This is a genomic window from Diaphorobacter sp. JS3051, assembly GCF_015832135.1.
Lineage (GTDB): Bacteria > Pseudomonadota > Gammaproteobacteria > Burkholderiales > Burkholderiaceae_C > Diaphorobacter > Diaphorobacter nitroreducens.
Genome location: NZ_CP065409.1, coordinates 39,375 through 60,028 on the forward strand (window position 1 = coordinate 39,375; position 20,654 = coordinate 60,028).

The following is a 20,654-nucleotide window of genomic DNA, read 5'->3' on the forward strand; positions in this document are numbered from 1 at the left end:
GCGATTCTGCGCTGAAATCTACCCAGCAGACCCACGGAGAACTCCATGACTGAAAAGCTACGCGTGGATCTACAGATCCTGCTCCCGCATGTGCCCGACCAGGCCGACGCCTGCGTCGGACGCTTGATCCGCGATCTTGAGGGCCGGGATGGGATCGAGCAGGTTCACGTCCGCGACGGCGAAGATGGGTCTCCGGCGCAGCTTTGCATTCACTACGATGCCGAGGCGTTTCCCCTGACGCGCATCCGTGAGATTGTCCAAGCGGCCGGTGCCGAGATCAGCGGTCGTTACGGTCATGCGTCCTGGGACGTGGACGGCATCGGTCATCAACGTCGAGCACGGACGATCAGCGATCGTCTGCGGGCACTGCCCGGTGTTTTGGAAGCCGCCACGAGCGCCGCGGGACGAATCAGCATCGAGTTCGACCGCCAGCAAACCTCGGAACAGAACCTCTTGATGGAGTTGGCCGCACTCAAGGTCGTGCCACGTGGACAGCCGACGAAAGGCCAACATGTTCATGCTGACGGTGATCATGACCACGAGGCCGGCGACCATGAGCATGCACACGGAGGCTTGCTCGGCCCCAACACTGAGTTGATCTTCGCCCTGATATGCGGAGGTTTCCTCCTCGCCGGGTTCGCCATCGAGAAGCTGATGCCGGGCGCACCCGGCTGGCTCCCCTTGGCGGGCTACCTCGCGGCCTACTTCTTCGGCGGCTTCTACACCCTGCGCGAGGCAATCGACAACCTGCGCATGAAGCGCTTCGAGATCGACACGCTGATGCTGGTCGCAGCCGCCGGTGCCGCAGCACTCGGCTCATGGGCCGAAGGCGCGTTGCTGCTGTTCCTGTTCAGCCTCGGCCACGCGCTGGAACACTACGCCATGGGCCGCGCCAAGCGTGCGATCGAGGCGTTGGCCGAACTGGCACCCGACACGGCTGTCGTGCGCCGCGACGGCCAATTGCAGGAAGTCAAGGTCGAAGAACTCGCCGTTGGCGACATTGTGCTGGTCAAGCCCAACGAGCGCCTGCCTGCCGATGGATTCCTCGTGCTCGGCAGTTCCAGCGTGAACCAGGCGCCGGTGACCGGCGAGAGCATTCCGGTCGACAAGCGCCCCGTGGACAACCCCACGACGGCGCGCGCGCGGCCCGACGGCATCGATGCCGCTTCGCGCGTGTTCGCCGGCACCATCAACGGCAGCGGCTCGATCGAGATCGAGGTCACACGCAAGTCCGGCGATTCGGCACTGGCGCGCGTGGTGAAGATGGTCAGCGAAGCCGAGACGCGCAAGTCGCCGACCCAGCGCTTCACCGACCGGTTCGAACGGATCTTCGTACCCGCGGTCCTGGCCCTGGCCTTCCTGCTGCTGTTCGCCTGGGTGGTCATCGACGAACCCTTCCGCGACAGCTTCTACCGTGCGATGGCCGTCCTCGTGGCGGCCAGTCCGTGCGCACTCGCCATCGCCACGCCCAGCGCGGTGCTCTCGGGCATTGCCCGTGCGGCACGCGCCGGCGTGCTGATCAAGGGCGGCGCGCCGCTGGAGGAGCTGGGCTCGCTCAACGCAATGGCCTTCGACAAGACCGGTACGCTGACCGAAGGCCGACCACGTATCACCGACGTCATTGCGGTGGACGGCGTCACGCAGGAGGAACTGCTTACCGTCGCGGTCGCGGTCGAGTCGCTCAGCGACCATCCATTGGCCGCGGCCATCGCCCGGGATGGGCGGGAGCGGTTGGGTGGGCGTGAGATTCCGTCCGCCGATGGTTTGGAAAACCTCATCGGCCGCGGTGTTACCGCCACGCTCGACGGCGAGACGGTGTGGATCGGCAAGGCGGAGATGTTCGGTGCCGATGGCGTTGAGGCCCTGGGCAAATCCGCAGCGGCCGCTATTGCACAGCTGCGCGAGGCCGGCCGCACCTCGATGGTGGTTCGCAAAGGCAGCCAAGACCTGGGCGCCATTGGCCTGCTCGACACCGCACGCGAAGGTGCGCCGGAAGCACTCAAGGAGCTGCGTGCGCTCGGGATCAAGCGAATGATCATGATCTCCGGTGACCACCAGCGCGTCGCGCAAGCCATCGCGTCGGAAGTAGGCCTTGACGAAGCCTGGGGAGACCTGATGCCCGAGGATAAGGTCGAAGCCATCCGTAAGCTGCGCGAGCAAGACAAGGTCGCGATGGTCGGCGATGGCGTCAACGACGCACCCGCAATGGCCAATGCCACCGTCGGCATCGCGATGGGTGCGGCCGGCTCCGACGTCGCGCTGGAAACCGCCGACGTCGCACTGATGGCCGACGACCTGCGCCACCTGCCGTTCGCGGTAGGCCTGAGCCGGCATACCCGCAGCGTCATCCGGCAGAACGTCTATGTCAGCCTCGGGATCGTGGCCTTTCTGGTGCCAGCCACCATCTTCGGCCTGGGCATCGGGCCGGCCGTCGCCATCCACGAAGGGTCCACGCTACTGGTGGTGTTCAATGCGCTCAGGTTGCTCGCATACCGCGACCCGCGCTCGGCATAGCCAAGTATCAGCTGCACTTTGATCGTACTGCTGCGATGGCCTTCGCTTGCACTTCATCAGGTCAGCGATGGCGGCGAGATCCAGGGGTAGGCCATCGTGCGTGGTCACAGGCTTGCACCTATACCAACTATAGGTTCTATGCTTGACCAGGGCCAGTTTCTTGCTGGCTGGCTTGCCGTGAAAGAGAGCGACCTTCACGGCCCTTTGACCATTGATCCGTGTGAACGCGAAGCCTGACCATGCCGCATCCATTTCGTCGCCTTTCGCCCCTGTTGACGTTGGGGCTTGTACTCGCCGCTGCGACTGGCGCCTGGGCGCAGAACTACCAGTTGGGCCCGATCCGCATCGACAAGCCGTGGACGCGAGCCACGCCCCCCGCTGTCCCCACTGGTGCGGGCTATCTCTCCTTGACGAACGAGGGGCGTGAGGCCGACCGACTCATCGAGGTCACATCTCCCATCGCAGGCCGCGCCGAGATCCACACGATGGAGACCGCCGATGATGTGGCACGCATGCGCTGGCAGAAAGACGGTGTTGCACTGCCTCCGGGACAAACCATCGAGTTCAAGCCTGGCAGCACCCACATCATGTTTCTAGACCTGGCACAGCCCATTCGGCCAGGAACGCGCGTGCCCCTGACACTGGTGTTGGAGCGCGCGGGCAAGGTCGAGATCGAGCTGGTGGCGGCGCCGATGGGGACCACGAGTGCGCCGGACGGAAGCAAGGCTGGAGTTGCCCACCATGGGAAGCATTGACCGCTCCCGACAGCCCGCGCCGGCGCTGGCCCTGAAGGTGCCGCCGCTGGCGCTGGTAGCGCTTTCCGCGCTGGCGATGTGGCTTCTGCCTCCCATCGCGACCTTGCCGCGCCTTGGCCCCTGGCACATGGCGCTGTGCATCGCCATGGGGTTGGTGGGCGCGGCCGTCTGTCTGGCCGGCGTGCTCGCTTTCCGCCAGGCAAGCACGACCGTAGATCCCATGCGGCCCAATGCCGCCACGTCGCTGGTCGTGCGCGGCATTTACCGCTACACGCGCAATCCGATGTACCTGGGCTTTGTGCTGGTGCTGCTGGGCTGGGCTCTGTACCTGGCCAAGTTGTCGGCGCTTCTGGTGCTGCCGTGCTTCGCCGTCTACCTGACCGTCTTTCAGATCAAGCCCGAGGAAGCCGCACTGCGTGAGCGCTTCGGCAGCGAATTCGATGCCTACGCCGAGCTGGTGCGGCGCTGGCTCTAAACCCTCGCTTTCCATTGCCCATCAGGAGTATTCCCATGAATCAGCCCTCCAACCTGCAAAGCCTTACCTTGCCCGTGGACGGCATGGACTGTGGCGGTTGCGTGCGCAGTGTGGACAAGGCCGTGCGCGCACTGCCCGGCGTGGCCGACGCCCAAGCCTCGCTGGAGCCGCCCCAGGTTGTGGTGCAGTTCGATCCAGCCTGCGTCACGCGCGAGGCACTGGTCACGGCCATCGAGGATGCCGGCTTCGACGTGCCGGCCGCGCAGCCATGATCCAGACTCTGGAGTTGCCCGTTTCGGGCATGGACTGCGCGGCCTGCGCCCGCAAAGCACAGCGCGCCCTGATGCGCGTACCCGGCGTGCAAAGCGCCGACGTGCTGCTCAACGCTGAGAAAGCGGTGATCCAGTTCGATACCGACGCGGCGACGCCTGACGCACTGCGCGCCACCATCGAGAAGGTCGGCTTCTCGGTACCGCAGCCGTTAGCTGCCGCGGAGGACGAAACCCCGGATCATCTGCTGCAAGCCAAGGCGCTGCAACGCCAGCTTTTTGCGACGCTGGGCCTGTTGTTCGGCACCATCCTGTTCGTAGTGGTCATCGGCGAGGGCCTGGGCCTGTTCGAGAAGATCACTGAGAGCGTGCCCTGGTGGGCGGGCCTGCTGGCGGTGCTGGCTTTCGGCTATCCGATCTTCAAGGACGTGCTGGCCAGCGCACTGCGCCGAGAGGTCACCAGCCACACGCTGATGAGCGTGGGCGCGGTGGCTGCGCTGGCCATCGGCCAGTGGGCCACGGCGGCCATCGTAGTGTTCTTCATGCGCGTCGGAGAATTCACCGAACGCTTCACCAGCGAACGCGCGCGGAGGCTGCTCAAGGAAATGACCGCACTGGTGCCTCAGACCGCGCGCGTGCAACGCGACGGCGGGGAGCGCGAGGTCGCTATCGAGACCGTGGTGCCGGGCGATGTGATCATCGTGCGCCCCGGCGAGCGTGTGCCGGTGGACGGCGTGGTGCTCGAAGGCCAGGCCACGCTGGATCAGGCCGCGATCACCGGCGAGAGCATGCCCGTGGAGGCCGAAGCCGGCGATCGGGTCTATGCGGCCACGCTGGCCCGGCTCGGCCACGTCAAGCTGCGCGCCGAACGTATCGGCCGCGACACTACCTTCGGCCGCGCCCTTCAACTGGTGGAGGACGCCGAAGCCAACCGTGGCAAGGTGCAGCGAGTGGCCGACCGCTTCAGCGCTTGGTATCTGCCCGTGGTCGCCACGATCGCGTTGCTGACGTGGCTGCTCTCCGGCAACATCCTCGCAACGGTGGCGGTGCTGGTGGTCGCCTGCTCGTGCTCGTTCGCCCTCGCCACCCCCATTGCGATGATGGCCTCGGTCGGCGCCGCCGCGCGCCAGGGCCTGCTGATCAAGGGCGGCAAGGTCATCGAGGCCCTGGTGCAGTGCGACGTGATGCTGGTGGACAAGACCGGCACGCTGACGACCGGGAACCCTCGCATCACCGACGTGGTGCCGTTGGGCAGGCTGGATGAAAACACGCTGCTGCACCTGGCCGCTGCGGCCGAGCGGCATTCCGAGCATCCACTGGCCGAGGCCGTGCGCGCTCTGGCCGCAGAGCGCGGCATGCCCGCGCAGGAGCCAGATCGTTTCGAGGCACGGCCCGGGCGCGGCGTGCGCGCCGAAATCGAAGGGCTGACCGTGGAGATCGGCAACCGCCGCATGCTGGAAGATGCCAGCGCCAATACCGGTGCCAGCGCCGCCGCCGACGCAGCCCAGCGCCTCGAAGGCGAAGGCAAAACGCTGCTGTTCATGGTGGTGGACGGCCAACTGGCCGGCCTATTCGCCGCGCAAGACACGCTGCGCCCCGAGGTGGCCGACGCGCTGGCTGCCGTGCGCGCTGCCGGAATTGGCCGCATCGAACTGCTGACCGGCGACAACGAGCGCACGGCAGCCGCCATCGCTGCGCCGCTGGGTCTGGGCTACCGGGCCGGCCTGCTGCCCGAGGACAAGATCAACATCGTGCGCGAATGGCAGCAGCAGGGCCACCGCGTCGTGATGGTCGGCGATGGCGTCAATGATGCCCCCGCGCTGGCCCAGGCTGACGTGGGCATCGCCATGGGCGGCGGCACCGACGTGGCGATGGAGGCGGCGCAGATCGTGCTGATGCGCGAGGACTGGCGGCTCGTGGCCGAGTCCGTACGCATCGCGCGGCGCACCATGGGCGTGGTGCGCACCAACATCGGTTTCACCGCGCTGTACAACCTCGTGGGACTGTCGCTGGCGGCCTTCGGCCTGCTGCCGCCCATCTACGCGGCGGCGCTTCAATCCATTCCGGACATCGGCATCCTGGCCAACTCGTCGCGGCTGATCCGCAACCGGGGAGCCACCGATGACTGATGCAGCGGTTCAGGCAAACCGCACCGCCTGGGCGCCATTGTTCGCCGCCTGGCTGATCGCCTTGCTCGCCTCGCTCGCGGTGCTGTTCGTCGGCGAGGTCATGGGCCAGACGCCATGCAACCTGTGCTGGTTCCAGCGCGCCTTCATGTTCCCGCTGGCGATCGTGCTGGGCGTGGCGGCCCTGCGCACGGAGGGGGCCGTCTGGCGCTACGCGCTGCCGCTGGCCGTCGGCGGTGCGCTGGTGGCGGGCTTCCACAGCCTGCTTTACCTGAGTGTGATCCCCGAGCGCATTACGCCGTGCAGCCAGGGGGTGTCGTGCAGCAGCGCCGACATGACCATCCTGGGCGGTCTGCCGCTGCCCATGATGGCGCTGACGGCCTTCTGTGCCATCGCCGTGCTGCTTCTCGTGACCCGTTCAAGGACTTCTACATGACCCGACGCACCACCGTCATCCTTGCCGCGCTTGTTGCCTTGGTGGCCTTTGCCGCTGCCGTCTTTCTCTACCAACGCCACGAGCGGCAGCAAATGGCTGAGCAGGCTGCCGCGCAGTTCGATGTGATGGTGCGGGGGCATTCGCCCGTCATGGGGCCGGCCAACGCGCCGGTGACCATCGTCGAATTCTTCGACCCGGCCTGCGAGGCATGCCGCGCTTTCTACCCCTACGTGAAGCAGATCCTGGCCGCCCACCCGAAGGATGTGCGGCTGGTGATCCGCTATGTCCCTTTCCATCGGGAGCCATCGATCGCCGGTGTGCAGATCCTCGAAGCGGCGCGCCAGCAGCAACGTTTCGAGCCGGTCATGGACGCGCTGATGGAGTCCCAGCCGGTATGGGCTAGCCACGGCACTCCCGCCACTGAGCGGGCCTGGGAGTTCGCGCGCACCGCTGGCCTGGACCTGGAGAAGGCCCGCGCTTACGTAGATACCGGCGCAGTGGACAAGCTGCTGGAACAGGACGTGGCTGATCTGAAGGCCGTGGGCGTGCGCGCCACGCCCACCTTTTTCGTCAACGGCAAGCCGCTGCCCGAGCCGGACCCGCGCGTGTTGCTCGATAGTTCGCCCTGAACAATTGAGTTTTCAAGCGCTTGCTGGCTGCTGAGCTACCGCCCTTGGCGCCAGTGACGCCAGTACTGCTCGCAGACTCAAGCCGAATCTGGCGCAGTAAAGCCGCAGCGCGGCCAGGATCAGGCGCAGGTTGTGCCCGGCGCCGCACATCACCGCATGGATGGCATCGCCCAGTGCCCCCTTGAGCGGGTTTCTGTCCAGCCGCCCGTCCATCTTCATGTGCCCGATGGCCGGCTCGATGGCGCTTCTCCTGTGGATCATGGCCTTGAGCGTCCTGGTGATGCCCCGCCTCTGGCCCGAGCGCAGGATGCGCACGCCTTCGACCTCCACGCCCCTGTAGCCCTTGTCCACGATCACCGTGTGCGGCGGCCTGTCCGTGCCCGTGAGGATGCCCACCTGCTCGAGTTGCTCGGCCAGCGTGTGGCCGTCATATGGGTTGCCCGGCATGGAGCGCATGCCCACCACCAGCCCCTCCTTCAAGGTCGTGGCCACGCTGACCTTCACACCGAACTCGTACGGAGTGCGGGCCTTGCCCTTGGAGATGCACTCGACCTCGGGGGCATGCAGGGCATACAGCTTGTTCTTGTCCTTGGTTCGTTGGGTCAGGATGCGGTCCGTGCGCTGCAGCAACTCCTGCAGCTCAAGCCGAGCTTTCTCGGGCAGCGATCCGAGCTGGCGCTGCACGTCCCGATGCACCCGGCCTACGCGACTGCGCAGGGTGCGCACGGCCCGGCGCATGCGCTTGAACTGCCTGGCATGGGCGTAGCGGCCGATCTGTGCGGCCAGTTTGGGCACGACACGGTTGTAGTTCTGGCGCAGCCTCAGCCCATGCGCCTGGGCCGCCTTGACCAGGTGCTGGCGGCTTGTGTCCAGCAAGCGGCTGTCCGTCGGATGCGCAATGGCCTTGGGCATCACGGTGGTGTCCACGATCACGCGCTGCACGCTGGCCTTGTTGATCAGGCCTGCAGAGCGGGCCGCCTCGATGGTCACCGCCAGCAGCAGTTCGACCCCTTCCTCGCCGATGCGCTGGCGCCAGCGCGTCAGGCTGCTGGGGTCGATGGGCAACTCGGTCTGCAGGTAGGTCTCGCCCGTGAAGAACTGCCAGTACGGGTTCTCCAGCCAGGTGTTGACCACGGCTTCATCAGAGGCATCGTTGGCGTGCTGCAGGTACAGCAACCCAGCGACCAGGCGCGGCGGCAATGCCGGACGCCCGCGCCCCGAGGTGAAGTGAGAGGCGAAGTGCTGCTCGATCTGATCCCAGTCCATCAGGGCGGCCAGGCGGATCAGGGGGTGGCGCATGTTCAGTTGCTCGTCCAGGCGCGGGCGAAACAGTTCACCGCTCTGGGGCAAAGAAGGCTTGGGGCGCATCGCAGTCCTTGGAGATATTTGCAGGGAAACCGACTCGACAGGCACCATATCTTGCAAATCGCGCTGCGCCTGCAACGAGCAAACCCAAGGCACAGCAAGGGGTTGCGCGTTGTTCAGGGCGGACTCGATATGGTCAAGAGCGAGGCGGAACGTGTGAAGGCTGGACGCTGACAGGATGGAGATCGAAGTGCGCCCCGTGGAGCAAGAGCATGAAGATCGGTGAACTGGCCGCCAAAGCCGAATGCGACGTACAGACCGTGCGCTTCTATGAACGCGAAGGGTTACTGGAAGCCCCGGCGCGCGAGTCTTCGAACCACCGGATCTATGCCGAACACCATCTGGAGCGCCTGCGCTTCATTCGGCACTGCCGCTCGCTGGACATTCCCTTGCCGGAAATCCGCGAGTTGCTGGCCTTCGCAGCTGCGCCGTCCCAATCTTGCGCCCAGGTTGATGCGCTGCTGGACAAGCACATCGCGCATGTGCGGCGGCGCTTGAAGGCACTGCATGATCTAGATCGCCAGTTGATGGTGCTACGTGCGCGCTGTGACGGTGATGCCTCGCACGACTGCGCCATCCTCGCGTCGTTCATGGATGCGTCGAGCGAATCCCGATCGGCATGCCGCTCTACCGGCACATAGTAAGGGTATGTCGCTTGGCTGTCGGATCAGTTGCGTCTGGCGACTCAACCCTCTGGTGGAACTTGCTTGAGCCAGTCAGTCACGCGCGAAAGCGTCCGTCGTTCTTGGTCGGCTTCCATCGACAAGCTCGCGGACGGAATTGCCTGGCTTCGCTATCGATTCCTCAGGCAATGAATCTGTCCTGTAGTAGCTGTCTTCGGAAACGCGCAACACTACCGGAGATGCTGGCTCGTAGAAACTGAAAACTTAGCCGGTGCTTCGGCCCCGGTGGACGCCTGCATCGCCTTGCCCCGCGCATAGGGCGACGGCGCAAGCGGGGAAGAAGGCGAAGCCTGGGGCGCGGGCCGGTCCGGCTGCACAGGCAGCGCCGCGCGCTCCACGATCCGGCAGTCGTACTGGTTGACCAGCAGCGGCGTGCCTTCGGCCGGGCGCGGGCCCAGCGCGGCCAGGCCCTGCTCCACATCGAGGTCGCTCTGCGCGCCCTCCATCACCGCCTCGCACTTGTCCTGCCACCGGGGTCTCCTCGTTTTCAGTGCAATAAGTGACGGTACGCAAAGCTAGCACTGGCGCGGGGGTGGTCTGGGTAGACCGTTGATTTCATTGACTTTCCTGTTCGCTTTGTAAACGGGTATGGTGGCCTCCCACTTTTGAGGTTCACGATGCAGGGTTGGCACACAACGTTTTTGGGGATGCGTGGGCTCCCCCGCGATATCAGCGACTTCGAGATGAAGGCATTTTTCACCTTCGATGGTGCCGAGCGCGACGCAATCAATGCACGCCGAGGTGATTCCCACAAGCTTGGTCTGGCGCTCCATATTGGTTTCCTGCGCATGAGTGGGCGTTTGCTCGGTGCCTTTCGGGTAATTCCAGTAGCCTTGTGGCGCCACCTTGGCAACGAGCTTGGCATTGCAGCACCAGAAGTCGCCTCGCTGAGAGCCATGTATGAACGCGGGCGCACGCTATTCGATCACCAACAAGTAGCCTGCACGGTCCTTGGATTCCAGTGGATGAGCGAGCACCAGCGCCGCTCACTGGTACGTGAACTGCGCGACGAAGTGGCGCGCTGCGCCGACCGCGATCAGCTACTCGTGCGGGCGCGTCAATGGCTGTACAAGAACAAGCTGGTGATCGTGCACGAGCGGGCAATTCGGACACTGATTGCGGCGGCACTTGCCCAGCTTGAAGTTGAAACAGGCACCGCCATCGCCGCCAGCGTTGATCCAGCAACACTTGATCGCTGGCGAGCCTCAGTTTCAGAGCTGCGCCCAGATGGACAAACCCAGCAGAGTTGGCTATGGGCTGCACCGGCGAAACACTCAACCCGCCAAATCAGCGAGGTACTGGAGCGCATCGACCTGCTTTACACGCTGGACGTTCATAAGCACCTGGCAGACATCCCCGATCTCATCTTGCGCCGCTACGCGCGCCGACTTGTCTCCAGGCCGCCCTCAGCCGGAGCCAAGATCAAAGAGCCAGCGCGCACCGTGGAGGTCGCATGCTTTCTTCGGTATTGCCTGTTCACCACCACAGACCAGTTGATCCTTATGGTGCAGCGCCGGATCGCCGATCTGTGGCGTCAGGCTGCCGCCGATGTCCCCGCTACCGTCAATTGGGCCGCAATGTACAAAACGCTGCTCGGCGAACTTGTTGCCTTGAGCGCGCAAGGTGCGGTGCCAGATGCTGAGTTGCGTGCCCGTCTTGAAGCCTTGATCACCGAAACCCAGAAACGCAAACCACCGAGCAGGGCCTCCCTGGTCCGCGAGGGATTGATTGATGGAATTCGCCCCGTGCGGTCGTTGCTCGTCGCCATTGCAAAGCTGCCCTGGCAGGCCACCGGCGAGCATCCTGCCATCGAGTACCTTGCCAAGCTGCAAGCTTTATATCTCAAAGGATCCAGAAAGCTGCCAGTTGAAGTGGTGGCACCAAGTCTGGGAATGATCTGGCAGGTTTCGATCTCCAGCCCAGACCGGGAACGGGCGTTTCAGGCGTTGGAGGTGGCCACCCTGTTTGCCCTGCGCCGCGCGGTGCGCAATGGCTCGGTCTGGATTGAGCACAGCCTGAGCTTTCGGGGTCGTGCGCGCTTGTTCTTCACGGACGAGCGTTGGCAGGCAGAGTCCAAGAAACACTATGCCCGTCTATCGTTACCCAGCAAGGCTGCCACTTTCTTGAAGCCTTTGCTGGCCAGAGTAACTGCCGGTGTCGATGCGGTGGCCGCTGCAGCCCGCAGTGGCGTACTGCGCGTGGATGATGAACTCCATTTGTCGCCATTGCCCGCAGAGGACGAAGACCCAGAAGTGACCAAGCTGCGCGCGGCTTTGGATCACCGCATCGGTGAGGTTCAATTGCCGGAAGTGATTCTGGCCGTTGACGCCCAGGTGCGCTTTAGCTGGATCATGCTCGGACGTGAGCCGCGCTCTACCGACGAGCTGCTGATGGTCTATGCCGGCATCATGGCCCACGGCACCAGTCTGACTGCGGTCGAATGCGCGCGCATGATTCCGCAATTGTCTGCCACCAGCATTCGCCAGGCCATGCGCTGGGCGCGGGACGAACGGCGTCTGAGCCAGGCCTGCCAGGCTGTGCTGGAATTCATGCAGCGACACCCGATTGCCGCCACCTGGGGGCGGTCCGATTTGGCATCTTCTGACATGATGACCATGGAGACCACCAAACGGGTGTGGCAAGCCCGGCTTGATCCTCGGCGCAACACACCTTCCATTGGAATCTACTCCCATGTAAAAGACCGGTGGGGCATCTTCCATGCGCAGCCCTTTGTGCTCAATGAGCGCCAGGCGGGCGTGGCCATTGAAGGTGTCATCCGCCAAGAAAAGCTGGAGACCAGCCAGCTTGCTGTGGATACCCATGGCTACACCGACTTTGCCATGTCACATGCCCGTTTGCTTGGTTTTGATCTTTGCCCGCGGTTGAAGGAACTCAAACAGCGCCACCTCTTTGTGCCACGCGGCACCAAAGTGCCCGCAGAAATCGCTGCGGTGTGCGAAGCCAATGTCGACGTCGCTTTGATCGAAAAGCATTGGGATAGTCTGGTGCACCTGGCAGCCTCGGTCATGAGCGGACATGCCAGTGCGGTGGCAGCTCTTGCGCGGTTCGGTTCTGCCGCCCAGGGCGATCCAATCTATGAGGCTGGCGTGCAATTGGGGCGGTTGCTGCGTACGGCGTTTTTGGCTGACTACTTTGTCAAGGACGCTTTCAGGAACGAGTTGCGCCGGGTGCTCAATCGGGGCGAGGCTGTTAACGCCCTCAAGCGCGCCATTTATACCGGCCGGATCAGCCCGGCGCAGGCCAAACGTGTCGATGAAATGCAGGCTGTGGCCGATGCGTTGAGCCTGATGGCCAACATCGTGATGGCGTGGAATACCTCACAGATGCAGTAAGTGTCCGCCCAACCCCGTACTTGCTGACCGGCTCGCGGCCAGGCATCGTCACCTCCTGAATGGACAGGGGGTTTTTCGATGCAGACAGGGCTACCTTGGCACCGGCCGCCGCTCCGGCGCCCGTGGTCACACGTCCACGACGTGACGCAGCAGCGCGAAGGAAACTTTCCACAGCCCACCGTCGCCCGTGTCGATGCTGGCGGTGCGCTGGTTGATCCGGGTGATGACCCCGACTTGAGCGCGCAGGTGCTTATCTTCAAAGGACACCTTCTGCCCGCGCTGGAAGTCGTCGCGACTTGGCTTGGGCGCGGCCGGCGGCGGCATGGTCGCCGTGGCGCCTTGCGTGATGTCGGTCTCTGCGCAGGCGGGCGGTTCCACCGCCGCATAGGCCAGTCGCCAATGCCGCAGCGTGGCCTGGTCTTGCACCAGGATCTCCTTGTCCTTCATCTCGACCACCCGCGCCGGCCGCATCTGCCCGCTCTCCAGCTCGAAGTAGCGCACCGTCTGCCCCAGGTGAAGTTGTCGGCGGATCTCGATCACCCGTTTCGGATCGGTGATCATCCGCTGCAGGATGGCCTGCAGGCGGTACAGCTGCAGGCTGCTGGCCTGCCCGAGAGCATCGAGCAGCCGACGCTCCTGGTCCTCGATCATCATGCCGGCTTCCAGTGCATCGGCAGCAGTTGTTCCAGCTGGCTGAGGCGGCAGTCGTTGATGCGGCTGAACACGTCCTTCAGGTACGCGTACGGCTCCACGCCATTGAGTTTGGCCGTCTCGATCAGGCTGAGGGCCACCGCCGCGGCGTGGCCGCCGCGTTCGCTGCCCGCGAAGAGCCAGTTCTTTCGCGACAGGGCGATCGGCCGCATCGCCCGCTCGCTGGCATTGTTGTCCACCGCCAGCATCCCCTCATCGAGGAACGCCGTCAGCGCGGGCCAGTTGCTCAGGGTGTAGGCCACCGCCTTGCCAAGCGCCGATTGCGGCAGCAATGCTGCGACGTGCCCCAGCAGCCACTGGTGGAAGTCGGCCAGCAGCGGGCGACTGCGACGCTGACGCTGCAACCGCTTCTGATCAGGGTCGGATTCGGCGATCTCCCGCTCGATGTGATACATCTCCCCGATGAAGCGCAGGGCCTCATGGGCCACGCCAGGCGGCGCGCCGGGCGGTGCGGTCTTGACCACCTCCATGTACCGTCTGCGGGCATGGGCCCAGCATGCCGAGTGGATGACGTCGCCACCTTTGAAGAGGCTGTGATACCCGGCGTAGTCGTCGGCCTGCAGCCACCCCTTCCAGCCGGCGAGCATGCGCCGAGGGTGCGCGCCGGAGCGGTCGGTGGTGAAGTCGTACAGCGCCGCTGGCGCCACCGGCTGCCACTGGCCTGCTGCATCGCGTTTGTGCCCGCCGGCCAGGTAGCACCACAGCCGCGCCGTGATGGTCTTGCCGGCGCCGCTGCCGCGTGCGGCCTGCATCGCCAGGGTGGTGTCGTCCGTGAGGATCACCGGGCTGGCCAGCACGTGTGCCTTTAGCGGCGGCATCAGGCGGGCCAGCAATTCGCAGCCGTCCAGCGTCCAGTCGCACAGCGTCTGCCGCGGGGCGGCAAAGCCCAGGCGCGCAAAGCCACGCTCCTGGCGCGCCAGCGGGTTGTGATCGAGGTACTTGGCCACCAGCACGTGTGCCAGCAGGCCCGGCCCGGCATTGCTGCGGGGCAGCGGCGAGGTGATGGCGCTGGCGGTGCGCACGGTGCTGCTGCCCTGGTCGTCCTCGCAGCGGTACTTCAGCCGCGCGTGCTGCAGCACCAGCAGCTTGGCTGGCGTGTATTCGATCGTCTCGCTGACCTCCTCGCCGATGCGCTGGACCCGGGTGAACTGGGCCTTCTCCTGCTCGCTCAGATCGTGCTCGACGCGCACCCGCGGCAGGCTCGGATCGATCGCGGGGCGTCCACGGCGGCGGCGATGGTGCTCGCCCACGCGCTCGCGCGTCTCGGGCGGCACGGGCAGTTCGACCGTGTCGACCCACAGTTCGGTCTGGCCCACATGCAGCACCTCGCTGCTGCGGCCGAACATCCGGTGGCGCAAGGCAGCGAGCTGCTGGGCGAGATTGGCCATCTGGGCATCGGCCTGCTCGCGCACCGCCTGCAGCTGCTGCGCGAGCTGCACCACCAGGTCCTTCAAAGGCTCCACCGCGTCGGGCAACTGGGCGCGATCGAGGTAGGCGGTGGACATGGGCAATGATCTTCCCATGCACTTCGCGGCATGGCCATTCGGAGAATCGAGAATTGCTAGACACCATCGCGCTCGATCTACTATGCAACCATCGATGCTGTGACCGCCGGCAGGCGCTTCACGCGACTGAGGTCGATGCCGTCGAGCCAGGCCACCAGCTCGCTCATGGCGATGCCGTTGCCCGCCAAGCGCGCCGGATCGGCGAAGCGGCCGCGCTCCAGGCGCTTGTACAGAACCCAGAATCCGTGACGGTCCCACACCAGCAGCTTGGCCTTGTCGCGCCGGCGCGCGATGAACACGAACACGTGTCCCGACAACGGGTTCAAGCCCATGCTCATCGCGACGATCTGGCCGAGCGCATCGATCGACTTGCGCATGTCCACGGCTTCGGCGTAGACGTAGGCGCGGATCGCCGAGGACAGGATCACGCCAGTCGCTCCAGCACCCGGGCAAGCACACGCTCGGCGCTCGCACCCGCCAGACGCAGCGTGATGCCCCCGCACAGAGCGATCTCCACGTCGCTTGCAATCGACGGCACGCTTTGCGAGCCGATCGCGATGAAGGAGGCGGAGCCCTTCGCGGCCTCGGCCGCGGCCGGCATGGTGCCGATGGAGCGGCGATGCTTGGCCAGGCGATAGCGGTAGGTGGACAGAGCCAGGGCGTTGTCGTGGCAATACTGCCGCACGCTCATGCCTTGACTGAGACGGCGATCCTCGTGTGCGAGCCAGAAGGCGTCGTCGCGCTCGGCGCCGTCGCGAACCTGGCCGGATTCGACAGCGTCGCCGCGGGGCGAGTCACCAGCTGCCGGAAGATCTTGCTGCATCGTCGTTCTCCTGTTGGATGGAAGGCTCGACGATGCCTGGTGGCTACGAGTTCAGCAAGAACGGGGAAGAGCGGACAGATACCAGATGCAGGCGGTCCTGGATCGCTGGTCGAACCGCCGCCAGGTCATTCCACCGGAACTGATCGGGAAGATTGCGCCCACCAGGCTGGAGAGCATCAACTTGCGGGGTGTGTTTCGCTTCCCGGTTGACCGCTATGCTGACCAAATCCTGCCTTCGCGGCCAAATGCATCGATAACTGGCACCAATGGATGAAACCGACCACGGTTTGACGCCACGAATCGCAGATTTGAAAGTGAACAGGAAAGTCAATGAAATCAACGATCTACCAACACCACCTCCGCGCCAGTGCTAGCTTTTCGTACCGTCACTTATTGCACTGAAAACGAGGAGACCCCTTCCATGCTGCTGGCCGTGGCCTGCAGGTTGCTGGCCGTGTCCTCGGTGCGATGGGCCAGGTCGTTGTTGCCCTGCGCGATCTCGCTGGCCGCGGTGGCAATGCTGTCTGAGGCGCTGCGCACCTCAACCACGAGGCGGCGCAGCGAGGCCACCATCTGCGACAGCCCATCCATCAGCGATCCTGCGGGCGCGGGAGGGATGGCGGTGTCCAGATGGCCCTGCGCGACTTCCGACATGACGCTCATGGCGTGGGCAGGTTCGCCGCCGATCTGGCGCACCACCGAGCGGAACACCGCAAAACCGACCACTCCCACGGCAAGGGTGACGAGCGCGACCACAAGCAGGTCGGTCAGCAGCGCCTGGCGCACTGCGGCATTGATATCGTCGGTGTACAGGCCGGAGCCCACCATCCAGTTCCATCCATCGATGCGCACGGCGTACTGCAGCTTGGGTGCGAGCGTCTGCTCGCCAGGGCGCATGAACCTGGCAGAGACATACGCCTTGCCATCCTTGCTGCGCTGCAGTGCGTCCGTGATCTGTTTGAGCAGGTCGTTGCCATCGCCGTCCTTGAGCTTGCCGGCCATGTCCTGGCCTTCCCACTCGGGCTTGATGGGGTGCATCACGCCGCGGCTGTCCATGGTCCAGATGTAGAAATACTCGGTCTTGCCTTCCGCACCGCCGTAGCGCGACAGGCGCAGGGATTCCTTGGCGGCCTTCTGCGCGTCCTCTACGCTCATCGCGCCCTTGTCGGCCGCTTCCTTGTAAGCGGCGACGATGCTGTGCGCCGTCTGCACGGCGGTGGTCAGGGTTTCCTTGCGGGCGTCGATGATGAGCTTGCGCTCCTGCAGCAACGACAGGGTCGACATCACGATCAGCGCGAGCAGCGCCGTTCCCAGCATGGCAAGAATCTTCATCTTGAGGCTGAGCTTGGTCATGGGGGGCTTTCTCCGAAATTCGCCAAAATGGCGAGTTTTGTAAACATTTATTAACATAATTACCGCATTTGTTCCAATTTTGTTCGGCGACGCGCTCGTTGTCCGTATGTCAGCGCTTCTGCAGATCGACGCGCAGCGCAGGCGGCAGAACGTTTCGCTGCTATCAACGTCATAGAAAAGGGGTACAGCCGGCCCGTGTCTGGCGGCCTAGAATCGGCGGATGCTTCAGCAACGCACCATCAAGACCCTGACCCGCGCCGTGGGCGTAGGCCTGCACAGCGGCCAGCGGGTCGAGTTGACGTTGCGCCCGGCACAGCCGGACACGGGGATCGTGTTCCGCCGCGTGGATCTGCCGGAGCCGGTGGACATTCCCATTACCGCCACGGCCGTCGTGGATACGCGCATGGCCTCGACCATTGGCGCCGGCGGTGCGAAGGTGCATACCGTGGAGCACCTCATGTCGGCCTGCGCAGGGCTGGGGCTGGACAACATCTACATCGACATCACGGCGGAGGAGGTGCCGATCCTCGACGGATCGTCCGCTTCCTTCGTGTTCCTGCTGCAAAGCGCGGGGGTGGAGTTGCAGAACGCGCCCAAGCGCTTCATACGGGTCAAGCGCCCCGTGGAAGTGCGTGAAGGCACGGGCCAGCAGCTCAAGTGGGCGCGGCTGGAGCCCTACCATGGCTTCAAGCTGCGCTTCGACATCGACTTCGCCCACCCCGCCGTGGACTCCACCGGGCAGAGCGCGGAGTTCGATCTGGGCGAAGGCAACTACGCGCGCGACATTGCGCGCGCCCGCACCTTCGGCTTCACGAAGGACGTGGAGATGCTGCGCTCCAGCGGCCTGGCGCTGGGTGGCGGGCTGGACAACGCCATCGTCATGGACGACTACAAGGTGCTCAACGCCGATGGTCTGCGCTACGACGCCGAGTTCGCCCGCCACAAGATCCTCGATGCCATGGGTGACCTGTACCTCGTTGGCAAGCCGCTGCTGGCGGCCTATAGCGCCTTCCGCTCGGGCCACGCCATGAACAACCTGCTGTTGCGCGAACTGCTGGCCCACGAGGATGCGTGGGAGATCGTGACCTTCGAGAATGAGCGCCAGGCGCCCGCAGGTTTCACACAGCCGGTGCGTGCCTGGTAATGGACGGGGGACGCGTGCATGTTGATCTTCCGATGGGCTGTCCTTCTGCTGCTGCTGGCTGCCGGCGTGTCGTTTGCCTTTTTTGCCGCTACGGGACAGCAGCGCTACAAGCGTTTTGGACTGGTCATCGTCAAATGGACCGTGATCGCGGCGTCCATGTTCTTCCTGGTGCTGATCCTCGAGCGTCTGCTGTAAGGCACCTTGCTGGCGGTCAAGTCGCCTATACTCGGCCCCGCTCCGGGGTGCACGTAACGGCGTGCTGAGATGGCGGACCATGACCGCCGGAACCGCGAACTTGATCTGGTTCATGCCAGCGTAAGAAGAGCTGCAGTCGGATAGGGGGAAACGGGTACACCCGCAAGAAGGGTCGCGCTCCGTCCGTCCATCCGATCGATAGCGGAGCAATTCCATCCATCCCGCCGATGAAGGAGCTGCCCGCCATGAATGCCCCCGACAAGTTCGCCAGCCTGCTTGCGCTCACGCGCGAACCCTTTCCCGCTTCCACCAAGTCCTACCTCGCCGGCAGCCAGCCCGGGCTGCGCGTGCCGGTGCGCGACATTCAGCTCACCAACGGCGAAGTGGTGAGCGTGTACGACACGTCCGGCCCCTATACCGATCCTGCCGTGCAGATCGACGTGCGCAAGGGCCTGGCGAGCGTGCGGGGCAAATGGATTGCCGCGCGCGGCGACACCGAGGGCTATGAGGGTCGCGTGCGCAAGGCGCTGGACGACGGCCAGAAGGCCGAGGATGGCGACCGCCTGGCCCAGCTGCGCGCCGAGGCTGCGGCGCTGCAGCGCCAGCCGCTGCGCGCCAGCAGCGGCGCCAACGTCACGCAGATGCACTACGCGAAGAAGGGCATCGTCACTCCCGAGATGGAATACGTGGCCTTGCGCGAGAACGGTCGCCGTGAGTGGATGCAGCAATACATGCAGGACACCGCGCGCGAGCAGCGCCTGGCCGGCAACCCACTGGGTGCGAGCATCCCGAAAATCATCACGCCCGAGTTCGTGCGCGATGAGGTCGCCCGTGGCCGCGCCATCATTCCCGCCAACATCAACCACCCCGAAGTGGAGCCCATGGCCATCGGGCGCAACTTCAAGGTGAAGATCAACGCCAACATCGGCAACTCGGCCGTCACGTCGAGCATCGAGGAAGAGGTGGAGAAGCTCGTCTGGGCCATCCGCTGGGGCGCCGACAACGTGATGGACCTGTCCACCGGCAAGAACATCCACACCACGCGCGACTGGATCGTGCGCAACTCGCCGGTGCCCATCGGCACGGTGCCTATCTACCAGGCGCTGGAAAAGGTCGGTGGCATTGCCGAGGACCTGACCTGGGAGATCTTCCGCGACACGCTGATCGAGCAGGCCGAGCAGGGCGTGGACTATTTCACCATCCACGCGGGCGTGCGCCTGGCCTACATCCAGCTCACCGCCGCGCGCCGCACGGGCATCGTGTCCCGTGGCGGCTCCATCATGGCCAAGTGGTGCATGGCGCACCACAAGGAGAGCTTCCTCTACACGCACTTCGAGGACATTTGCGACATCATGAAGGCGTACGATGTGTCGTTCAGCCTGGGTGATGGCCTGCGCCCCGGCTGCGCCTCGGACGCCAACGACGAAGCCCAGTTTGCCGAGCTGCACACGCTGGGCGAGCTGACGCAGATTGCCTGGAAGCACGACGTGCAGACCATGATCGAAGGCCCCGGCCACGTGCCCATGCACATGATCCAGGCCAACATGACGGAGCAGCTCAAGACCTGCCACGAGGCGCCGTTCTACACCCTGGGCCCGCTGACCATCGACATCGCCCCCGGCTACGACCACATCGCCAGCGCCATCGGTGCCGCCATGATCGGCTGGATGGGCACGGCCATGCTGTGCTACGTGACGCCCAAGGAGCACCTGGGCCTGCCCGACCGTGACGACGTGAAGCAGGGCATCATTGCCTACAAGATCGCGGCCCACGCGGCAGACGTCGCCAAGGGGCATCCGGGTGCCCGTGCGCGCGACGACGCGCTGAGCCAGGCGCGGTTCGACTTCCGCTGGCAGGACCAGTTCAACCTGGGCCTGGACCCCGATACGGCCAAGGAATACCACGACGAGACCCTGCCCAAGGACAGCGCCAAGGTGGCGCACTTCTGCTCCATGTGCGGGCCGAAGTTCTGCTCGATGAAGATCACGCAGGAAGTGCGCGAATTCGCCCAACAGGGCCTGCAGTCCAAGGCCGAGGAGTTCAACCGCACGGGCGGCGAGCTCTACGTGCCCATCCACCGCGCCGACTGACCCACGCAAAGCCGCCGGCCTGTCATGCCCGGCCGGCTCCAAGTGACCGTATCAGGCCGCGGCCAGCAGCCGGGTGGGCATGGGCGACGGCAGTGCGTGCGCCAGTTCACCCGGCAGGCGGAAGCGGCTGACCTGCGCCGCCAGCTCATGGGCCTGGCCGCGCAAATTCTCGGTGGCGGCCGCGGACTCTTCCACCAGGGCCGCGTTCTGCTGGGTCATCTGGTCCAG

Annotated in this window: 19 protein-coding genes, 2 pseudogenes and 1 riboswitch; of the genes and pseudogenes, 13 read left to right on the forward strand and 8 right to left on the reverse strand. The window is 64.8% G+C overall.

What is annotated here, in order from left to right; translation table 11 throughout:
- The first annotated feature begins 45 nt into the window (after positions 1-45).
- The 7 genes from I3K84_RS21880 (at position 46) to I3K84_RS21910 (ending at position 7,204) form a co-directional block, all read left to right on the forward strand.
- A complete protein-coding gene (locus I3K84_RS21880; protein WP_196996273.1) occupies positions 46-2,514 on the forward strand; it encodes a heavy metal translocating P-type ATPase in 2,469 nt (822 codons plus the stop codon).
- Between the two features lie 239 nt (positions 2,515-2,753).
- Positions 2,754-3,269 carry a copper chaperone PCu(A)C gene (locus I3K84_RS21885; RefSeq protein ID WP_196996274.1) on the forward strand — a complete coding sequence of 172 codons (516 nt, stop codon included), beginning with the start codon at positions 2,754-2,756 and terminating at the stop codon, positions 3,267-3,269.
- Entirely contained in the window at positions 3,256-3,744 is a 489-nt protein-coding gene (locus I3K84_RS21890) for an isoprenylcysteine carboxylmethyltransferase family protein (RefSeq protein ID WP_196996275.1), read from the forward strand. The genes I3K84_RS21885 and I3K84_RS21890 overlap by 14 nt, the downstream gene beginning before the upstream one ends.
- A 35-nt stretch (positions 3,745-3,779) precedes the next feature.
- The gene (locus I3K84_RS21895; protein WP_370567848.1) at positions 3,780-4,016 is read left to right on the forward strand and encodes a heavy-metal-associated domain-containing protein; all 237 of its coding nucleotides are present in this window, start codon (positions 3,780-3,782) and stop codon (positions 4,014-4,016) included.
- A complete protein-coding gene (locus I3K84_RS21900; RefSeq protein ID WP_196996276.1) occupies positions 4,013-6,142 on the forward strand; it encodes a cation-translocating P-type ATPase in 2,130 nt (709 codons plus the stop codon). The genes I3K84_RS21895 and I3K84_RS21900 overlap by 4 nt, the downstream gene beginning before the upstream one ends.
- Positions 6,135-6,575 (forward strand): disulfide bond formation protein B, encoded by a 441-nt coding sequence (locus tag I3K84_RS21905; protein ID WP_196996277.1) that lies wholly within the window; start codon positions 6,135-6,137, stop codon positions 6,573-6,575. The genes I3K84_RS21900 and I3K84_RS21905 overlap by 8 nt, the downstream gene beginning before the upstream one ends.
- Positions 6,572-7,204 (forward strand): thioredoxin domain-containing protein, encoded by a 633-nt coding sequence (locus I3K84_RS21910; RefSeq protein ID WP_196996278.1) that lies wholly within the window; start codon positions 6,572-6,574, stop codon positions 7,202-7,204. The genes I3K84_RS21905 and I3K84_RS21910 overlap by 4 nt, the downstream gene beginning before the upstream one ends.
- Before the next feature lie 12 nt (positions 7,205-7,216).
- Here the strand turns inward: I3K84_RS21910 and I3K84_RS21915 are convergent, their stop codons facing one another.
- On the reverse strand, positions 7,217-8,572 hold the full coding sequence (locus I3K84_RS21915; RefSeq protein WP_196996279.1) for an IS5 family transposase: 1,356 nt from the start codon (positions 8,570-8,572) through the stop codon (positions 7,217-7,219).
- 209 nt (positions 8,573-8,781) lie between these two features.
- Between I3K84_RS21915 and cadR the strand changes: the two genes are divergently transcribed.
- Entirely contained in the window at positions 8,782-9,210 is a 429-nt protein-coding gene (cadR, locus tag I3K84_RS21920) for a Cd(II)/Pb(II)-responsive transcriptional regulator (RefSeq protein WP_196996223.1), read from the forward strand.
- Between the two features lie 212 nt (positions 9,211-9,422).
- On the opposite strand, the gene I3K84_RS21925 is transcribed toward cadR, so the two are convergent.
- Complete coding sequence (locus I3K84_RS21925) at positions 9,423-9,698, reverse strand: hypothetical protein (RefSeq protein WP_196996224.1); 276 nt, start codon at positions 9,696-9,698, stop codon at positions 9,423-9,425.
- Between the two features lie 171 nt (positions 9,699-9,869).
- Between I3K84_RS21925 and I3K84_RS21930 the strand changes: the two are divergent.
- Positions 9,870-12,602, forward strand: a pseudogene (locus tag I3K84_RS21930) (Tn3-like element IS1071 family transposase); the annotation flags it as partial.
- Between the two features lie 129 nt (positions 12,603-12,731).
- Here I3K84_RS21930 and I3K84_RS21935 read toward each other — a convergent pair.
- The 4 genes from I3K84_RS21935 to I3K84_RS21950 all read right to left on the reverse strand — a co-directional run bounded on the left by I3K84_RS21935 (position 12,732) and on the right by I3K84_RS21950 (position 15,644).
- The gene (locus tag I3K84_RS21935; RefSeq protein ID WP_196994973.1) at positions 12,732-13,259 is read right to left on the reverse strand and encodes a hypothetical protein; all 528 of its coding nucleotides are present in this window, start codon (positions 13,257-13,259) and stop codon (positions 12,732-12,734) included.
- Positions 13,256-14,821, reverse strand: a complete 1,566-nt coding sequence (locus I3K84_RS21940) for an IS66 family transposase (protein ID WP_196994974.1) — start codon at positions 14,819-14,821, stop codon at positions 13,256-13,258. Before I3K84_RS21940 ends, I3K84_RS21935 begins: the two co-directional genes overlap by 4 nt.
- An 80-nt stretch (positions 14,822-14,901) precedes the next feature.
- A complete protein-coding gene (tnpB, locus tag I3K84_RS21945; protein ID WP_196994975.1) occupies positions 14,902-15,249 on the reverse strand; it encodes an IS66 family insertion sequence element accessory protein TnpB in 348 nt (115 codons plus the stop codon).
- Positions 15,246-15,644, reverse strand: a complete 399-nt coding sequence (locus I3K84_RS21950) for a hypothetical protein (protein WP_196994976.1) — start codon at positions 15,642-15,644, stop codon at positions 15,246-15,248. The genes tnpB and I3K84_RS21950 overlap by 4 nt, the downstream gene beginning before the upstream one ends.
- An 82-nt stretch (positions 15,645-15,726) precedes the next feature.
- On the opposite strand from I3K84_RS21950, the pseudogene I3K84_RS22620 reads away from it, so the two are divergent.
- Positions 15,727-15,918: pseudogene (locus I3K84_RS22620) on the forward strand (hypothetical protein); the annotation flags it as partial.
- Positions 15,919-16,034: 116 nt separating this feature from the next.
- On the opposite strand, the gene I3K84_RS21955 reads toward I3K84_RS22620, so the two are convergent.
- Complete coding sequence (locus tag I3K84_RS21955; RefSeq protein ID WP_231403509.1) at positions 16,035-16,997, reverse strand: cache domain-containing protein; 963 nt, start codon at positions 16,995-16,997, stop codon at positions 16,035-16,037.
- A gap of 220 nt (positions 16,998-17,217) precedes the next feature.
- Between I3K84_RS21955 and lpxC the strand changes: the two genes are divergently transcribed.
- The 3 genes from lpxC to thiC all read left to right on the forward strand — a co-directional run bounded on the left by lpxC (position 17,218) and on the right by thiC (position 20,426).
- Positions 17,218-18,141, forward strand: coding sequence for a UDP-3-O-acyl-N-acetylglucosamine deacetylase (lpxC, locus tag I3K84_RS21960; RefSeq protein ID WP_196996225.1), 924 nt, complete (start codon positions 17,218-17,220; stop codon positions 18,139-18,141).
- Between the two features lie 18 nt (positions 18,142-18,159).
- Positions 18,160-18,336 carry a hypothetical protein gene (locus I3K84_RS21965; RefSeq protein ID WP_011806756.1) on the forward strand — a complete coding sequence of 59 codons (177 nt, stop codon included), beginning with the start codon at positions 18,160-18,162 and terminating at the stop codon, positions 18,334-18,336.
- Positions 18,337-18,369: 33 nt separating this feature from the next.
- Positions 18,370-18,480, forward strand: a riboswitch (TPP riboswitch).
- Between the two features lie 101 nt (positions 18,481-18,581).
- Complete coding sequence (gene thiC / locus I3K84_RS21970) at positions 18,582-20,426, forward strand: phosphomethylpyrimidine synthase ThiC (protein WP_196996226.1); 1,845 nt, start codon at positions 18,582-18,584, stop codon at positions 20,424-20,426.
- A gap of 51 nt (positions 20,427-20,477) precedes the next feature.
- Here thiC and I3K84_RS21975 read toward each other — a convergent pair whose 3' ends face one another.
- Positions 20,478-20,645 carry a hypothetical protein gene (locus I3K84_RS21975; RefSeq protein ID WP_370567845.1) on the reverse strand — a complete coding sequence of 56 codons (168 nt, stop codon included), beginning with the start codon at positions 20,643-20,645 and terminating at the stop codon, positions 20,478-20,480.
- Between the last annotated feature and the right edge of the window lie 9 nt (positions 20,646-20,654).

Coding starts and splice junctions, on each gene's coding strand:
- I3K84_RS21880 (WP_196996273.1), top strand. CDS start 46: ATGACTGAAAAGCTACGCGTGGATCTACAGATCCTGCTCCCGCATGTG.
- I3K84_RS21885 (WP_196996274.1), top strand. CDS start 2,754: ATGCCGCATCCATTTCGTCGCCTTTCGCCCCTGTTGACGTTGGGGCTT.
- I3K84_RS21890 (WP_196996275.1), top strand. CDS start 3,256: ATGGGAAGCATTGACCGCTCCCGACAGCCCGCGCCGGCGCTGGCCCTG.
- I3K84_RS21895 (WP_370567848.1), top strand. CDS start 3,780: ATGAATCAGCCCTCCAACCTGCAAAGCCTTACCTTGCCCGTGGACGGC.
- I3K84_RS21900 (WP_196996276.1), top strand. CDS start 4,013: ATGATCCAGACTCTGGAGTTGCCCGTTTCGGGCATGGACTGCGCGGCC.
- I3K84_RS21905 (WP_196996277.1), top strand. CDS start 6,135: ATGACTGATGCAGCGGTTCAGGCAAACCGCACCGCCTGGGCGCCATTG.
- I3K84_RS21910 (WP_196996278.1), top strand. CDS start 6,572: ATGACCCGACGCACCACCGTCATCCTTGCCGCGCTTGTTGCCTTGGTG.
- I3K84_RS21915 (WP_196996279.1), bottom strand. CDS start 8,572: ATGCGCCCCAAGCCTTCTTTGCCCCAGAGCGGTGAACTGTTTCGCCCG.
- cadR (WP_196996223.1), top strand. CDS start 8,782: ATGAAGATCGGTGAACTGGCCGCCAAAGCCGAATGCGACGTACAGACC.
- I3K84_RS21925 (WP_196996224.1), bottom strand. CDS start 9,698: ATGGAGGGCGCGCAGAGCGACCTCGATGTGGAGCAGGGCCTGGCCGCG.
- I3K84_RS21935 (WP_196994973.1), bottom strand. CDS start 13,259: ATGATGATCGAGGACCAGGAGCGTCGGCTGCTCGATGCTCTCGGGCAG.
- I3K84_RS21940 (WP_196994974.1), bottom strand. CDS start 14,821: ATGTCCACCGCCTACCTCGATCGCGCCCAGTTGCCCGACGCGGTGGAG.
- I3K84_RS21950 (WP_196994976.1), bottom strand. CDS start 15,644: ATGCAGCAAGATCTTCCGGCAGCTGGTGACTCGCCCCGCGGCGACGCT.
- I3K84_RS21955 (WP_231403509.1), bottom strand. CDS start 16,997: ATGACCAAGCTCAGCCTCAAGATGAAGATTCTTGCCATGCTGGGAACG.
- lpxC (WP_196996225.1), top strand. CDS start 17,218: ATGCTTCAGCAACGCACCATCAAGACCCTGACCCGCGCCGTGGGCGTA.
- I3K84_RS21965 (WP_011806756.1), top strand. CDS start 18,160: ATGTTGATCTTCCGATGGGCTGTCCTTCTGCTGCTGCTGGCTGCCGGC.
- thiC (WP_196996226.1), top strand. CDS start 18,582: ATGAATGCCCCCGACAAGTTCGCCAGCCTGCTTGCGCTCACGCGCGAA.
- I3K84_RS21975 (WP_370567845.1), bottom strand. CDS start 20,645: ATGACCCAGCAGAACGCGGCCCTGGTGGAAGAGTCCGCGGCCGCCACC.